Raw genomic sequence first — 15,298 nt, forward strand, 5'->3', positions numbered from 1 at the left:
ACTTCGCATCCAAGATAGGAGGAGCCTGTTATGAAAAGATGGTTGACCTCGCAAGCGGCCCAGCAGTCGGTGTTCGTCGGACCTGCGCTGCTGGTGTATGCGGTCATTATGGTGGTGCCGTTCCTGCTCGGCATATATTATTCGTTTTCCGACTGGAACGGCGTTTCGAGCCAGATCGATTGGGTCGGGCTGAAAAATTACAAAACGATCCTGACGGACGACCCCGACTTTGGCCGGTCCTTCTGGTTTACGGCACGCTTCACCGCAGCCGTCGTCATCATCAGCAATGCGCTCGGCTTCATCATCGCTTACGCTTTGTCGAAGCCGCTGAAAACGCGCAATGTGCTGCGCACGATCTTTTTTATGCCGAACGTGCTTGGCGGTTTACTGTTAGGGTTCATATGGCAATTCATCTTCACCCGGAGCTTCGCCGCGATCGGACAAGCAACCGATATCGGATTTTTCAACCTGTCCTGGCTCGGGACGGAGGCGACCGCTTTTTGGGCGCTTGTGATCGTTAGCGTGTGGCAGGGCGCCGGGTACCTCATGGTCATTTACATCGCCGGGCTGACGAACGTGCCGAGCGATATGCTGGAGGCGGCCGCGATCGACGGGGCGACAGGGCTGCAAACGCTGCGCCATATCGTGCTGCCGCTCATTATGCCGGCGGTGACGATTTGCTTGTTCCTCAGCATTTCGTGGGCGTTCAAGTCGTTTGACCTGAACTTCTCGCTCACCCAAGGCGGGCCGTACAAATCGACAGAATCGGTCGCCATGAACATCTATTACGAAGCATTCAAAAACAACCGGTACGGGCTCGGCACGGCGAAGGCGGTCATTTTCTTCGCGGTCGTCACCGTCATTACGATGCTGCAAGTCGCGATCACGAAGAAGAAGGAGGTGGAGATGTGATGAAAGAACAATCGTACGGCGCCAAATGGCTTTCGGCCGAAATCGTCGCCATGCTGCTTGCGCTTGTGTTCTTGGCACCTTTTTACTTCGTGGTGGCGAACTCGTTCAAAGGATTTGCCGAGCTGCTGGCCGATACATCGGGGTTACCGCAAAGCTTCACCTGGAGCAATTACGGGCGGGCTTGGGACGTGCTGAATTTCCCGCGGGCTTTGCGCAACTCGCTGCTCATTACCGTATTCAGCGACCTATGCATGATCGTCGTGTCCTCGATGGCGGCTTACCGACTGCTGCGGCATCCGACCCGGATCAACCGGTTTTTGTTTCCGTTTTTTGTCGCGGCGATGGTCGTACCGTTCCAAGCAGTCATGATTCCGCTTGTCAAGGTCGGCAATTGGCTGGGATTCCTGAACAGCATTCCGGGCATCATTTTATGCTACACCGGTCTTGGCGTATCCTTCTCGATTTTCCTGTATCATGGCTTCATGAAGTCCATCCCGCTGGAGGTCGAGGAAGCGGCCGTTATGGACGGGTGCAATCCGTACGGCATTTTCTGGCGGATCGTGTTTCCGCTGCTGAAGCCGATGACGATTACCGTGATCGTGCTGCAAAGCTTGTGGATGTGGAACGACTTCCTGCTTCCGCTGCTCATTCTGCAAAAGCCGGAGCTGCAAACGATTCAGCTCGCAACGAATTCGCTGTTCGGGCAATACTTGAAGCAGTGGGACCTCGCGCTTGCGGCGCTCGTGATGGGCATCGTGCCGATTTTGGCTTTTTTCCTCGCGCTGCAAAGGCACGTCATTCAAGGCATTACCGCCGGTGCGGTGAAAGGGTAACGCGTCCGAAGCAACCGGATACAATGGATGGGAGGGCTGACTTGGCCGTCAACCCCAGAGCAAATTTGTCCACCTAAACAGTCAATGCGATGAGTGTCGAAGCGAACGATCGCTGAACTACAATGGGCTTGTAACCAACATAACATACAGGGGAGGAAAGGCAGGATGAAAAAGTGGCTAACGACGATCGGCGCGGTCGCGCTGGCAGGCTCCTTACTCGCGGGCTGCGGCGGCAAGGAAGAGACGGGGAGCGGTGCGGCACAAAGCGGAGAGCAGCCGGCCGGTAAAGAAGTGACGATCAAGATCATGAACTTCAAGGTCGAGGTCGCCGAGCAATTCAACAAGCTGAAGGACGAATACGAAAAAACGCATCCCGGCATCAAGCTCCAAGTTGACACGCTCCTGGGCGGCGACGATTACAACACGCAGTTGAAAGCGCGGTTCGCTTCGGGGGAAATGCCGGATATTTTCAACAACGAAGGCTATAACCAAATGGACGCGTGGATCGAATATCTCGAAGATTTGTCCGACCAGCCGTGGGTGAAGGACGAAATCGCCATCGCGAAAGAACCGACGACAAGAGACGGCAAAGTGTACGGCATGCCGGTCGGCCTCGAAGGGCTCGGCTTCCTGTACAACAAGGACTTGTTCGCGAAAGCGGGCATTACCGAGCTGCCGAAAACGCTGACGGAGCTCGAGGCGGTTGCCAAGAAGCTTGAAGCGTCCGGCATCCAGCCGTTCGTCAATACGTTCGATACGTGGTTCGGCATGGCCTTCCACAATCTGAACAACGCTTTTGCCAAGCAGCCCGATCCGAACGCGTTCATTAAAGGCTTAAACGACGGCTCGGCGAAAATAACCGGCAACGCGGTTTTCAAAGATTGGACCCATCTGTTCGACGTTGTGATCAAATACGGCAACAAAAACGCCCTGACGACAGACTATAACACGGCGTCCACCTTGTTCGCGACCGGCAAAGGCGCGATGAATCAAAGCGGCAACTGGCTCCAGCCGGTGCTGGACAAGCTGAATCCGGGCATGAACGTCGGACTGCTGCCGATGCCGATCAACGACGACCCGGCATTAAACGACAAGCTGTTCGTCGGACCGTCCAACAACTGGGTCATCTACAAGGACTCCCCGGTGAAGAAGGAAGCGAAGGAATTTTTGAACTGGCTCGTCTCCTCCGAAACCGGACAAAAATATTTGACCAAGGAATTCAAGTTCATTCCGGCGTTCACGAACATCAAGACGGACCCGGCGGATCTCGGTAGCATCGGCGCGGAAGTGCTGAAATATATTCAAGAAGGAAAGGTGCTCGGCTGGCACTGGGCGAAATACCCGGACGGTGCGGCACCGGAGTTCGGCGCATCGATGCAGAAATATATCGCCGGCAAAATCGACGCCGACGCCATGCTCGGCGAATTCCAGGCGGCATGGGACAAGATGAAGAAGAGATAATATCCAAATCCATTCATGGGAAAATAGGAGGTACAAACGATGAGCTTACAATTTGGACTGCAACTTTATTCCGTACGAGACGAACTGCAGAAGGATTATTGGGGGACGCTGGAGAAGTTAGCTGCGATCGGCTATCGCAACTTGGAGATCGCCATTCACAACGCGGACGAGGGTTTGAACCCAAGCGCCACCGAGCTTCGAAAAAGATTGGACGCGCTCGGCATGAAAGTCGTATCGAGCCACATTCAACCGCTGGAACGCTACGAGGAAATCATCGCGTACAACAAGGAACTCGGCAGCACGTCCATCGCGCTCGGCATCGCCTTCTTCAAGAACAAGCGCGAAGTGCTGGAATGCTGCGAATTGCTGAACCGTCACGGCGAAGCGTACAAAAAAGGCGGATTGGACTTCTACTACCATAACCATTTTCAAGAGTTTCAGAAGTTCGACGGCCAGTACGTTCTGGACATCATTTTGGAAAATACCGACAAAGAACTCGTCAAAGTCGAGTTCGACACGTATTGGGCCGTGCGGGGCGGCGTCGATCCGATCGCTTACTTGAAGAAGCTGGGTGACCGCTGCGATCTCATTCATCAGAAAGACTTGCCGGCCGGCGCGGATCCGGTCAATCTGCTGAAGGTGCTCGGCGAGGATTCGGACATTTCGTTCGAACGGTTCCTGACGCTGCATCAGGCGGATCAATTCGCGGAGGTAGGCGAAGGTACGCTGGATATTGCAGGCATTCTCGATACGGCGCGGGAAATCGGGGCGGCGAAATATATTTTCGTCGAACAGGATTTGACGTCCCGCAACCAGTTGGAGAGCGTCGAGATCAGCTACCGGAATTTTTCGAAGCTGTTTGGAGCTTGATTGTTTGTATGGAGAGGAGAGATTTTTCCCATGAAAAAAGTAAAAGTAGGCATTATCGGCTGCGGGAACATTAGCTCGATTTATTTCGAGGCGGGGAGCAAGTTCGACATTCTCGATATCGTTGCGTGCGCCGATTTGGATTTCGACCGGGCTAAAGCGAGCGCGGAAAAATACGGCGTGCCGAAGGCATACACGGTGGATGAGCTGCTGGCCGACCCGGATATCGAAATCGTCGTGAACTTGACGATTCCGCATGCTCACGCGGAAATTCATCTGCGGGCGCTGGAAGCGGGCAAGCATACGTACGGGGAAAAACCACTCGCGGTGACGATGGAGGACGGGCAACGCATTCTTGCGCTGGCCAAGGAGAAGGGCTTGCTCGTCGGCTCCGCGCCGGACACGTTCCTCGGGGGCGGCATCCAGACGTGCCGCAAGCTGATCGACGATGGTTGGATCGGCAAGCCGATCGCCGCAACCGCGTTCATGATGGGCTCGGGGCCGGAGAGCTGGCACCCGAACCCGGGCTTCCTGTACCAGGTCGGCGCAGGGCCGATGTTTGACATGGGGCCGTATTATCTGACCGCGCTGGTCAACTTGATCGGCCCGGTACGACGCGTATCGGGTTCGGCCCAAAGGACGTACGCAGAACGGACGATTACGAACGACATTGATTATGGCAAAAAAATTCCGGTCGAAGTGCCGACCCACATCGCCGGCACGCTCGACTTCGAGAACGGCGCCGTCGGCACGATCATCACGAGCGTGGACGTGTGGGGCTCGAAGCTGCCGAATATGGAGATTTACGGCTCCAAGGGCACGCTTGTCGTTCCCGATCCGAACACGTTCGGCGGCCCGGTGTACGTGAAGCGGCACAATCAAACGGAATTTATGGAAATGCCGCTGACGCATGGCTTCACGGGGAACAGCCGTGGACTGGGGCTCATGGACATGGCGTACGCCATCCGGAACGGAAGGGAGCACCGCGCGAACGGCGCCATGGCCTACCATGTGCTGGAGCTGATGCACGGCTTCCATCTGTCGTCGGAGCGGGGTATGCATTACGCTGTCGAAAGCGTGTGCAAGCAGCCGGCGGCGCTGCCGACCGATTTGCCGCGGAACGGGCTCGATGGCTAGGCTGGATTCGCCGGTATGATTAGGTTATGAACGATGAAGGCAGGGTTCCCGCCGTACGGTTGCGGCGGAGATCCTGCTTTCTTCTTTCGGATACCGTTTTCGGTGCTCCTCGCGTGGACGGTATTTGCCGAAACGGTATATCCGGGCTGCAATGGTTGCCTTTGCGCAATGGAACGGAAGCTGCGGGACAACTGTTCCGTCCAAAACGGATAACTTTGCTATGAAAAAATGGCTACATAAATGAGGAAAAAAGATGCACATTTGCAGGTTCTGCACCATTCACAAGTTCCCATCACCAACCCATCACACGAACTATCCCTGCCTAACCGACCGTCAGCACGATCTTCCCGCGGCCGTGCCTCGTTTCGATTAGCCGGTGCGCCTCGGCGACCTGTTCCAGCGGGAACGTCTGCCGGATATGGATGCGCAGCTTACCCTTGCTGTGCAGATCGACGAGTTCCGCCAGCCGGGCGGCGGAGCGCTGGCTGCGGATGACGCGGAGGCCGAGCTCCTCGACAAGGTCGTAAGCGACGAACGTGCAGATGCGGTTTCGGTCCTGCACCAATTCGACCGAGGCCCGCACCGCTTCCGCTCCGGCGGTGTCGAATGCGGCGTCGACGCCGTTTGGCGCGAGCGCCCTCACCCGCTCGACGAGCCCCTCCCCGTACGTAACCGGAATCGCCCCCAGCGAGCGCAAGTAGTCGTGGTTGCTCTCGCTGGCGGTGCCGATCACGGTCGCGGCTCCCCACTCCTTCGCGAGCTGCACCGCGAAGGCGCCGAGCGATCCGGCCGCGCCGTGGATCAGCACCGTATCGCCCGGTCCGACGCCGATCGCTTGCATGGCGATATACGCGCCTTGGCCGTTGCCGGTCAAGCCGCCCGCCTCTTCCCACGTCATGCTGGCAGGTTTGCTCACGACTTGGTCGGCGCCGACGACCACATATTCGGCGTAACAGTTCAGCATCGCGAAGCCGAGCACCTCACTGCCGACATCGAAGCCAGTTACGCCTTCACCCACCTGGTCGACAACTCCCGCGAACTCGTTGCCCGGAATTTGCGGGAGCCGGATCGTGACGCCTTGTGGAGTCCAGCCACTCCGTACGGCGCAATCGTAATGCTGTACCCCGGCCGTTTTCACTCGGACTCTGACTTGACCCGGACCGGCCTGCGGAACAGGAAACGTCATGACCTGCATGACCTCCGGTCCGCCGATCGAAGCAAATGCTGCTGCTCTCATTGTGCAATCCTCCCTGTTTACCCATAATTGTAACGGCGGTTATCGCAAAGTTTTTAATGCGCCGCTCCATGCGATAAGTTGATCTAACATTGCATTGATTTTATCAACGTGCAATTCGGCCGGTTTAAACGTTTTGAAGTTTTCAAAATCGGTAAAAATCGACAAAGTCGGATGTGCGCGAACGTCCGCTACGAGCAATTCCCCCAAGATTCCGCGGAGATGTTCCGCTGCTCGGGCTCCGCCCGTTGAACCATAGCTGACGATACCGGCTGCCTTGTTGTTCCATTCGTCGCGTGCCGAATCCAGTGCATTTTTTAATGCGCCTGTAATGCTGTGATTGTATTCCTGGACAACGAACACGAATCCGTCCAAGCTGGAAAGCTTCTCGGACCAAGCGATTAATCCCGGCTCTTGGCCTGTACCTTCACCGAAAAAAGGCAATTTATATTCCGCGATATCTACGATTTCATAACTCGCATCCCTACGTCGATCGGCAATTTCTTTTACCCAACTTCCTACTTGCGGACTTACCCGTCCTTGACGCGTGCTTCCTAAAATAATGCCGATATTTAATTGTCTCATTCGTAATCCTCCCATCAATTCATGTTTGTTTGCTTCATTCCAACTTCTTGTTGAACGGTTTGCCTAGCTCTGCCGAACTGTACATAATAGAACAACAAAATGCCCGCATGCAGAGCCGCTAAAACCAAATAAATATTGCTGTAAACGAAAGCTGCCGGATGCGAGTTCACCGGATTCCAAGGAAAGCTTGCGCCTTGGTCGACGGCTTTGCCGTAAACGCCTGCGGCGATGGCACCGGAAATAAAGTTCAGCATCGCCAGCAGCCCCATGCCCACGCCTGTTTGTTCTTTCGGCAGCGAACGGGAAACCGCATTGGACAATGCGATGAGTAGAAACGATTGCCCCACATTGCCAAAGATCAGGATGATTGCGATGAGCACCGGCGACATGCCCGCGAAGGATGACAATAACACGAAACATGTGAGTAACAGTGCAGATGCCATGTAGAAAAGAAACGAATTGCCCTTGCTGTCCGCAAGCTTGCCGCCTTTGCGCCCCAATATCGCCGTCGTGGCCGCGGCCGGAACCAACGCGAAGCCTACCAGTCCCGGTGCCAGCCCATTGACATGGGTCAGCAGCTGCGGACTGAGAAAATTAAGCGAATACCCGATTCCGGTCGCCAGGAATGCAATCGTCAGCCCAAGCGAATACCCTTTGCTTCGGAACAAGCCGGGCCTAATGAACGGATCCGGCGCAAAGCGAATTCTCGTCAAGAACAGGACGAACAAGAGCAAGCATCCGGCGGCGGACGTCCATGTCGTATTCGTGATCGCGAGCAGCAGCAAAGCGACAGTTCCCGCAAGAAGCCCGCCTCCGAGCCAGTCGATTCGGCCGGGATGTGCCGGCGCGTCATTCAAATATTTGCGGTAATAAGGCAGCGCAAGCAGGGTGAACAGCGGCATGCAGAACAGCCAGCGCCAATGGACGACGCTCACGAGCAGAGCGGCGACGACCGGGCCGATGGCGCTGCCGATCGCAAGTCCGGTCATCGAGATGCCGAGCGCGCGTCCGCGGCTTTCCGGCGGGAAATACCGGACCGGGATGATGCCGGCCGTGGCGGGGATGACCGCTGCGCCTACGGCTTGCAAAATTCGGCCTAGAAGCACCATGCCGTACGTCTGGGCAACTAAGCCGATCATTGAGCCAAGCGCGAAGAAGACAAGACCGAAGGTAAGCAAGCTTTTGAGCCGATACGTATCGGCCAGCTTCCCGTAGGTTACCGTTCCGATCGCGTAGATTAGCAAAAAAGCGGACGAAACCCAACTGACCTGCGATAAAGAGAGATTGAAATCGGCGGCGATTTCGGGCAATACGATATTGAACATCGTTGCGCTCATGACGGAGATCACTAGCGTGAACGCAAGAATCCGAATCAATTTTTCGCCGGTTTGCTGCTGAACGGCAGTTTCCATAACGGCGTATTCTCCTTTCTGCCCTTTGCGAATTTTTTTGCGAGAAGCGTATTGTTTTCCTTACAGGCTTTATTTTACAATCACAAGTAAATAAACAAAAATATATCTTATACCATAGGATATATATACTTGAGTATATGATGAGGAGGGGTGTGGATGGAGCTGCTTCAGCTGCGGTATTTTCGAACGGTGGCCCGAATGGAGCATATGACGAAGGCTGCTCAGGAGCTGTGTATCGCGCAACCGGCGCTGAGCAAGACGATTTCGAGACTGGAGGAGGACGTGGGTGTTCCGTTATTCGACCGGCACGGAGGGCGGATTCGGCTGAATGCGTTCGGCAAGGCGTTTCTGGATAAAGTCGAGAAGGCGCTCACCCTGCTGGACGAGGGGAAAAAAGAGGTGTCCGAGCTGGCGGGACTCGAGCAAGGGAGCATTCACCTCGCGACATCGACATTGGATCGCTTATCGGACGCGCTGGGTGAATTTGTTGCGCTGCATCCGGAGGTCAATTTTCGGATCACGCAAGCTTCGATGGAAGAAATGACACATTTGGTGGAAGCCGGCGAGGTCGACATCTGTTTTACCGCGCTGCCGATCGACCGGCCTGATATCAGTGCGGCGTCCGTCCTGAAGGAAGATGTCTATTTGGCGGTCCCAAGCGGACATCGGTTTGCCGGCCGAAAGAGCGTCCGCTTGAGCGAGCTGGCGGAGGATCCGTTTATCGGCTACAAGGAAGGGTTTCCTTTTCAGCAGATGAACGATAGATTTTTTCAGGAAGCCGGGTTCACGCCAAGCTTCGTCTGCCGGGTCGACGAGCCTGCCGCCATTGCAAGTCTTGTCCGAGCCGGGCTGGGCGTTGCGCTTGTCGGAAACTGCGGCGGTCCGAACTCCACGATGAATTTGCTGCATATTGAATCTCCTGTTTGCCAGCGGAATTTTCAAATCGTCTGGCATGAAAAACGGTATCTAAGCTTGGCGGCACGCAAGTTCCGAGACTTTCTCATCGGGTATTTTGCGGAATCGGCGGAAGCGGGCTGAATGGAATGCGGCGCTGTCCACACTGCCGTTAACTCACGAGAGGGTGAGCATCAAGCTACGAATGCGGCGAACATTTCGTGTATAATGGGAGATATCTTCGATAAAAAGGGTGAAACGGATGCAAAATCGCATAGATCAGCTGTATGACTATATGGAGAAGCACGCGCTTGATGCAGCGCTCATTACGCTGCCGAAGCACGTTTATTATTTGACCGGCTTCATGTCCGACCCGCATGAACGGTTTCTCGGCTTGGTGCTGCGGCGCGGCGAAGAGCCGTTCCTGCTCGTGCCCGTACTGGATGCGGAAGCGGCCGGTGCGGCTTCCAGTGTGAAGCGAATTTATACGCACAAGGATACGGAAGACCCGTACCAAGTGCTTCGGGGGCACCTCGGCGCGAGCGTGAAGCACATCGGCGTGGAGAAAAGCCACCTGACGGTGCAGCGTTACGAGGCGCTGCAAGCGGTCATCGACGCGGAGCGGTTCGTCGATCTGGAGGAGCCGCTGCGCGAGATGCGTCTCGTCAAGTCAGCGGACGAGATCGTGACGATCAAGCGCGCGGTGCGCATCATCGAGGACGTGCTGCATACCGTTGTCGCCAAGGTGAAGCCGGGCGTAACGGAGATCGAGCTGGTCGCCGAGGCGGAGTACCAAATGAAGAAGCTGGGCGCCGAAGGACCGTCGTTCGATTCGATGGTGCTTGCCGGTGACAACGCCGCCAAGCCGCATGGTTCGCCGGGTGCGCGCCAGGTGCAGCACGGTGAGCTGCTGCTGTTCGACATCGGCGTATTCGCAGACGGCTACGCTTCGGATATTACGCGTACATTCGCCGTAGGCGAAGTCGGCGACAAGCAGAAGGCCGTGTACGAGGCGGTACTCGGGGCGAACAAGCGAGGCATTGCGGCCGTAGCGCCCGGCGTCGTGCTGGCCGACCTGGACCGTACGGCGCGCGACTACATCGAAAGCCAAGGGTACGGCCAGTACTTCATGCATCGGCTCGGCCACGGGCTCGGCCTCGACATCCACGAGTACCCGTCGGTCCACGGGAGCAACCAAGAGCTGCTCCGCGAAGGCATGGTCATTACGATCGAGCCTGGCATCTATATTCCGGGCGTCGCCGGGGTGCGCATTGAGGACGATGTGCTCGTTACGGCGAGCGGCGTCGAAGTGCTGACTTCGTTTCCGAAGGAATTGACGGTCATCGGGGAGTAAGTTGGGAAGACGCGGGCCGGCTTCGGCCGGTTTGCGAGGGAAGGATATAGGAGAGGAGCTGGAACGACCATGTCATCGCCGCAACCGATGCAGTTAGTGAACAAGGAAGATTTGCAGCAGGCGCTTCGATCATACGAAGGCCGGCAAATTTACATCTATGCCGAGGTGAATCCGGGCGCGTTCCTGCGCAACGTGTACGCGGACGTCGTTCAAACGTACGCCGCAGGCGAAGGCCCGTACCGGGTCGCGCTGAGGCTGCAGCACGGAGGCTGGGTTCGCGTGGAAGGCATCACGCATATGACGAGAGCCGCCGACGGCGCGCTGCTGCTCGCCGGACACGACGACCGTGGACGGATTACGACGGCGCTGCAGCTCAGCGATGCGCCTTTTGACTTCGAAAGGGGGGCGGAGGCGTGAACGGACCCAAAATATTAGCCGTATTCGCCCATCCCGACGACGAAACGTTTATTTGCGGCGGGACGCTGGCGAAATACGCCAAGCTTGGCGCGGACATTACGCTCGTCAGCGCAACGCGCGGCGAAATGGGCCGCCGTGTCGGCAATCCGCCGTTCGTGACGCGGGAATCGATGCCGAGTACGCGGGAGCGGGAGCTGCGCGAGGCATGCCGAATCTTGGGCGTGAAGCGGCTGGAGTTTTTCGATATTTTGGACAAAACGGTCGAGTTCGAGGACTTCCGCTCCTTGAAGGAACGGATCATCGGCATGATCGAAGAAGTGAAGCCGGATATCGTGCTTACGTTTCATGAGCTGTACGGAGGACATCCCGATCACTGCGCGATCGGAAAGGCGACAACCGCCGCTTTTAACGAGGCCCGGAGCCGGGGGAACGAGGGACTGAAGCATCTGTACTTTATTTCTTACGGCGAAACGATGAAAAATCCGGAGCCTTACGGTTACACGCCGAAGCAAATTACGAAGATCGACATTAGCGAGTCGCTGACGGAGAAGCTGCTAGCTTACCGGGCGCATCGCTGCCAGACGGAGATCGACCGCTGGATTTGGAAGCCGGTGGCCGAGGCGATTCGCTCGTTCGGCACCGCTGAATATTTTATCCAGGGCGACAGCAGCCCTCGCCGCCGCCCGGACGATTTGCTCTAACGGCTAGAAAATCAAATCATAATGATAAAAATGCTCGTCCCGCACGAACCCGAACGATTCGTATAATGCTTGCGCGGTCGTGTTGGTCGTTGCGGTCGACAGCGCAAGCCCTTTCGCGTTCGTTTCCAATGCGTGCCGGCGGGCGGCTTCCAGAAGCCGTCTTCCGGCTCCTTGGCCGCGGGCTGACTCCGCCACGAACAGATCGTTCAAAATCCATAACCGCTTCATCGAAATCGAGGAAAACGAAGGATACAGCTGGGTAAAGCCGATTGCCTTCTCTCCCTTGGCATCTTCGATCACCGCGAGAAATATAACCGATTCCCCGGTTCTCACCCGTTCTTCGATAAACTTCCGAGCCCCTTCGATATTGGAGGCCTGCTCATAAAACATCCGGTAATCATTGAACAATACGGCTGCTTGCTCCAAATCGGCCGTTTCCGCCTGGACCCTGCGTATCGTGATCGTTTTATGCTCCTGCTTCATGCGATAACAGCTCCTCTTCTTGTTCTGCTTGTTCTTCCTGGCCGTTCCGAATCGGCAGCGTGAAATAAAAAGTGCTTCCGCCGCCCAGCTTGCTGCGCACCCCGATATCGCCGTTATGCGCGGCGACGATTTCTTTGGCGATCGCAAGGCCTAAGCCGAGACCTTTCGCCTTGGCTTGCTGCGAGCTTTTTCCTTTGTAGAACCGGTTGAAAAGCGTCGGAAATTCCACCTCGTCGATGCCGCCGCCGGTATCGGTGACTTTGATTTTAACATAAGCCGGCCGCTCCTCGCTCCATTCGCACTCTACCCGGACCCTTCCGCCCTCCGGCGTAAATTTCAAGGCGTTCATGATCAAGTTGCCGTATACTTGCTCGATCCGGTTCGAATCGACAAGAACGTGAGGCGTCTTAAGATCGGCCGGTTCGCGGATAGGCAGCAGCTCGTAATGGATGCCCTTCTGCCGCATCTCCAACTGGAACTTGTCGAACATGGAGCGTATGAGCGGCTCCACCGGCATCAGCCGGAATTTGAACTCGATTTGGCGCGCCTCCAGCTTGGACAACTCGTATAGGTCGCCGATCATTCGGTCCATAAGCCCCGATTTTTCGAAAATGAGCTGCAAATATTTCGGGTCGCCTTTCTCCACGAGCCCGTCGATCATCGCTTTAATATAACCGCGGATCGTCGTGAGCGGGGTGCCCATTTCGTGCGAAATGTCGGACATGAGCCGGCGCCGCGACTCTTCCATGCGGGATAATTCGCCGTTGGCGGTTTCGAGCTCCCGTTTGGCCTCTTCCAGATGGCGCGTCCGTTCCGCCACTTTCACCTCGAGAGACGCATTGCTCTCGGCCAGCTCTTCGGACAAGCGCTCTACTCGCTGGAACGACTTGGAGTAGACGGAAGCCAGATTGATCGATTGCGTGAACAGGAAGCCGACCAAGCCGAACGTCAGCCAACTGCCGGTGTACACGATGTGGGCGAAATACAAAATTTCATTCACCGACGCGGCGAAGAAAATCATGAGCCCGATGAAATTCGTAAGCGAGCCTTGGCGCTTCTTCAGCGTGGCGATCGTAAATACCGCAATCGAATACATGAAGATGACGACGATCAGCACATTGAGGACGACTAGCGTCTCCGTATAGATCCGGGCGGGCGTTGCCAGCACGAACAAGGCAAAGGGCATGAGCAGTGCGAGCGAGATGCGGACGAATCCGCGTCTCATTTCATTCGGGAACTGCGAACGTACGAACAGGACGAGGAACTGCAGCGCTCCGATGATCGACAGGTACTCCATCTTGACCGCGATTTCCCAGGGGAAGCCTGGGATTACCGAGACGAGCACGACTTGGCCGGTGACGATGCCGCGCGCGACCATCATGAGGCAGATGCCGCCGAACCACAGGGTGGACGGTTCCTTTCGCCGCATGAAGTACAGGAACAGATGGTACATGCCCATGGCGCCGAGAACGCCCGTAACGAGCAGCTCCCGGACCAGCTTGCCGTACAACCGGCGTTCGACGTCCTTCTGCGTGCCGAGATGCACTTCGTCCCATAAGCCGCCTTTGCGCTGCACATAATTGGACACTTGGATGACGAGCGTAAGCTCGGCCGTCTGCGGGCGGAACGTCGTCGCTGTCGGAATGAACTTGGGCACCATCGAGGCAAGCGACGTTCCGACCGTTCCGACCTGCGCAGCGAGCTCTCCGTTAATCCACAAATTGTATGCGGTCGCGGCGCCGGGAATGTATAGCGACAGGTTCGATTTGGCGAGCGGCTCCTTCAAGCGGATATGCAGCCTATATGTAGCATAACCGTAATGACTCGGCGACTGCGTTCCGAGCCGCTCGTCCGCCTTCCATACTTGCGGGACCGGATAATAGGCTGGGGCGCCGGCGGATATCTTGGTATTTTTCATCGACTTGTCTTGTTGGGCTAAATCGCCGGGCGTCAGTAGCTGCTGCCAATAAAACTCCCATTGCCCGTCCAGCGAGGCGATGCCGTCCCGGTCGAAATCCCATTGGGACAAGTCGATTTCGCCATGTGCGGCAACCGGCTTCGAGCCTATGGAGGGAGCTCCTTCGGCGAAAGCGGTGCGGCTTGGCGATAGGGAAACGATCAGCATGATGACGGCGAAAGCAATAACGGGTAAGAAACGGTACGGAGCGACGGGCGGTGCGATAGGTTTCATGGCTTATTTTCCTCAAGGTAGATTAGAGTTTAAGCTTCTAGCATTTATAGTAACAACCCGTCTCTGAAAATACTATAGATGCGTTGCAGCATACATTCAAAATATTTTTTTCGAAGCGGCGAGGAAAGTTGCCATACGGTTGTCAACATTGGTTCGGTATAGTGGATTTGCAAGCAGATTTGCAATCGGATTTGCAAGAAATCGCATCTGCATAGGGGAAGATCAGAAAGGTGGAGCATCCATGAAAGAACCTGTCATCATAACAAAACCGGCGATGTCGGTCATCGGCATCGAAACAAGAACGACGAATGCGCTGGAAATGAGCGGTCAAGGTAGCATCGGAGCGTTATGGCAGCGGTATTACGAACATAACGAAGGCGCGAAAATTCCCGATCGGGTGAACCCGACGGTTACGCTTGGTTTGTATACCCGTTATGCGAACGGCGTTGAGGGAGAATATTCGGTGGTTGTCGGTGCAGAGGTGGCGGGCAGCGGATCCGTCCCGCAAGGCATGACTGCAGTCCAAGTTCCTGCAGGAACGTACGCTGTATTTACGTCGTCTCGTGGGCCTATGGTCGAAGTCGTCATAGCGGCATGGCAGACGATTTGGGCGTGGTCGGCTGCCCATCCGGAAAAACAGCGTGCATTTGCATGCGATTTCGAGGTGTACGACGAGCGCTGCGCAAATCCTGAGGATGCGCAAGTGGATATTTACATTGGGCTAAAGGGGTGAGGCTGAATGTCCAAGACAGATTATAAGAAGACGTTGAAAATGTTGTACGCGCCGTCGGCCAAGGAAGTAACGCTGGTCTAAGTG

Annotated in this window: 15 protein-coding genes; 10 read left to right on the forward strand and 5 right to left on the reverse strand. The window is 56.0% G+C overall.

The features are described from left to right. Nucleotides 1–30: 30 nt before the first annotated feature. The 5 genes from AC0LWM_RS26200 (at nt 31) to AC0LWM_RS26220 (ending at nt 5,210) form a co-directional block, all read left to right on the forward strand. A complete protein-coding gene (locus AC0LWM_RS26200) occupies nt 31–912 on the forward strand; it encodes a carbohydrate ABC transporter permease (RefSeq protein ID WP_474677973.1) in 882 nt (293 codons plus the stop codon). Beyond that, nucleotides 912–1,745, forward strand: coding sequence for a carbohydrate ABC transporter permease (locus tag AC0LWM_RS26205; RefSeq protein WP_474678038.1), 834 nt, complete (start codon nt 912–914; stop codon nt 1,743–1,745). The genes AC0LWM_RS26200 and AC0LWM_RS26205 overlap by 1 nt, the downstream gene beginning before the upstream one ends. 165 nt (nt 1,746–1,910) lie before the next feature. Further along, complete coding sequence (locus tag AC0LWM_RS26210) at nt 1,911–3,206, forward strand: ABC transporter substrate-binding protein (RefSeq protein ID WP_474677975.1); 1,296 nt, start codon at nt 1,911–1,913, stop codon at nt 3,204–3,206. 39 nt (nt 3,207–3,245) lie between these two features. Then, on the forward strand, nt 3,246–4,076 hold the full coding sequence (locus tag AC0LWM_RS26215) for a sugar phosphate isomerase/epimerase family protein (RefSeq protein ID WP_474677976.1): 831 nt from the start codon (nt 3,246–3,248) through the stop codon (nt 4,074–4,076). A 30-nt stretch (nt 4,077–4,106) separates the two neighbouring features. After that, nucleotides 4,107–5,210 (forward strand): Gfo/Idh/MocA family protein, encoded by a 1,104-nt coding sequence (locus AC0LWM_RS26220; protein WP_474677977.1) that lies wholly within the window; start codon nt 4,107–4,109, stop codon nt 5,208–5,210. Nucleotides 5,211–5,532: 322 nt separating this feature from the next. Here the strand turns inward: AC0LWM_RS26220 and AC0LWM_RS26225 are convergent, their stop codons facing one another. The 3 genes from AC0LWM_RS26225 to AC0LWM_RS26235 are packed head-to-tail and all read right to left on the reverse strand — an operon-like array spanning nt 5,533 to nt 8,441. Continuing rightward, complete coding sequence (locus AC0LWM_RS26225; RefSeq protein WP_474677978.1) at nt 5,533–6,447, reverse strand: NADP-dependent oxidoreductase; 915 nt, start codon at nt 6,445–6,447, stop codon at nt 5,533–5,535. A gap of 39 nt (nt 6,448–6,486) precedes the next feature. Beyond that, entirely contained in the window at nt 6,487–7,029 is a 543-nt protein-coding gene (locus AC0LWM_RS26230; protein ID WP_474677979.1) for an NADPH-dependent FMN reductase, read from the reverse strand. A gap of 14 nt (nt 7,030–7,043) precedes the next feature. Beyond that, entirely contained in the window at nt 7,044–8,441 is a 1,398-nt protein-coding gene (locus tag AC0LWM_RS26235) for an MFS transporter (RefSeq protein WP_474677980.1), read from the reverse strand. 156 nt (nt 8,442–8,597) lie between these two features. On the opposite strand from AC0LWM_RS26235, the gene AC0LWM_RS26240 reads away from it, so the two are divergent. The 4 genes from AC0LWM_RS26240 to AC0LWM_RS26255 all read left to right on the forward strand — a co-directional run bounded on the left by AC0LWM_RS26240 (nt 8,598) and on the right by AC0LWM_RS26255 (nt 11,807). After that, complete coding sequence (locus tag AC0LWM_RS26240) at nt 8,598–9,479, forward strand: LysR family transcriptional regulator (protein ID WP_474677981.1); 882 nt, start codon at nt 8,598–8,600, stop codon at nt 9,477–9,479. A gap of 118 nt (nt 9,480–9,597) precedes the next feature. Then, on the forward strand, nt 9,598–10,689 hold the full coding sequence (locus tag AC0LWM_RS26245) for a M24 family metallopeptidase (RefSeq protein WP_474677983.1): 1,092 nt from the start codon (nt 9,598–9,600) through the stop codon (nt 10,687–10,689). A 69-nt stretch (nt 10,690–10,758) separates the two neighbouring features. Beyond that, a complete protein-coding gene (locus AC0LWM_RS26250; RefSeq protein WP_474677984.1) occupies nt 10,759–11,106 on the forward strand; it encodes a DUF1806 family protein in 348 nt (115 codons plus the stop codon). Then, nucleotides 11,103–11,807 (forward strand): PIG-L family deacetylase, encoded by a 705-nt coding sequence (locus AC0LWM_RS26255; RefSeq protein WP_474677985.1) that lies wholly within the window; start codon nt 11,103–11,105, stop codon nt 11,805–11,807. The genes AC0LWM_RS26250 and AC0LWM_RS26255 overlap by 4 nt, the downstream gene beginning before the upstream one ends. A gap of 3 nt (nt 11,808–11,810) precedes the next feature. Here the strand turns inward: AC0LWM_RS26255 and AC0LWM_RS26260 are convergent, their stop codons facing one another. Next, nucleotides 11,811–12,263 (reverse strand): GNAT family N-acetyltransferase, encoded by a 453-nt coding sequence (locus AC0LWM_RS26260; RefSeq protein ID WP_474678039.1) that lies wholly within the window; start codon nt 12,261–12,263, stop codon nt 11,811–11,813. Nucleotides 12,264–12,273: 10 nt separating this feature from the next. After that, nucleotides 12,274–14,481, reverse strand: coding sequence for a sensor histidine kinase (locus AC0LWM_RS26265; RefSeq protein ID WP_474677986.1), 2,208 nt, complete (start codon nt 14,479–14,481; stop codon nt 12,274–12,276). A 241-nt stretch (nt 14,482–14,722) separates the two neighbouring features. Here AC0LWM_RS26265 and AC0LWM_RS26270 point away from each other — a divergent pair, with 241 nt between their 5' ends. After that, entirely contained in the window at nt 14,723–15,214 is a 492-nt protein-coding gene (locus AC0LWM_RS26270) for a GyrI-like domain-containing protein (protein ID WP_474677987.1), read from the forward strand. Nucleotides 15,215–15,298: the final 84 nt, after the last annotated feature.

Source organism: Paenibacillus sp. sgz302148, from assembly GCF_056120465.1.

Coding starts and splice junctions, on each gene's coding strand:
- AC0LWM_RS26265 (WP_474677986.1), bottom strand. CDS start 14,481: ATGAAACCTATCGCACCGCCCGTCGCTCCGTACCGTTTCTTACCCGTT.
- AC0LWM_RS26220 (WP_474677977.1), top strand. CDS start 4,107: ATGAAAAAAGTAAAAGTAGGCATTATCGGCTGCGGGAACATTAGCTCG.
- AC0LWM_RS26215 (WP_474677976.1), top strand. CDS start 3,246: ATGAGCTTACAATTTGGACTGCAACTTTATTCCGTACGAGACGAACTG.
- AC0LWM_RS26210 (WP_474677975.1), top strand. CDS start 1,911: ATGAAAAAGTGGCTAACGACGATCGGCGCGGTCGCGCTGGCAGGCTCC.
- AC0LWM_RS26250 (WP_474677984.1), top strand. CDS start 10,759: ATGTCATCGCCGCAACCGATGCAGTTAGTGAACAAGGAAGATTTGCAG.
- AC0LWM_RS26270 (WP_474677987.1), top strand. CDS start 14,723: ATGAAAGAACCTGTCATCATAACAAAACCGGCGATGTCGGTCATCGGC.
- AC0LWM_RS26230 (WP_474677979.1), bottom strand. CDS start 7,029: ATGAGACAATTAAATATCGGCATTATTTTAGGAAGCACGCGTCAAGGA.
- AC0LWM_RS26245 (WP_474677983.1), top strand. CDS start 9,598: ATGCAAAATCGCATAGATCAGCTGTATGACTATATGGAGAAGCACGCG.
- AC0LWM_RS26240 (WP_474677981.1), top strand. CDS start 8,598: ATGGAGCTGCTTCAGCTGCGGTATTTTCGAACGGTGGCCCGAATGGAG.
- AC0LWM_RS26205 (WP_474678038.1), top strand. CDS start 912: ATGAAAGAACAATCGTACGGCGCCAAATGGCTTTCGGCCGAAATCGTC.
- AC0LWM_RS26200 (WP_474677973.1), top strand. CDS start 31: ATGAAAAGATGGTTGACCTCGCAAGCGGCCCAGCAGTCGGTGTTCGTC.
- AC0LWM_RS26225 (WP_474677978.1), bottom strand. CDS start 6,447: ATGAGAGCAGCAGCATTTGCTTCGATCGGCGGACCGGAGGTCATGCAG.
- AC0LWM_RS26235 (WP_474677980.1), bottom strand. CDS start 8,441: ATGGAAACTGCCGTTCAGCAGCAAACCGGCGAAAAATTGATTCGGATT.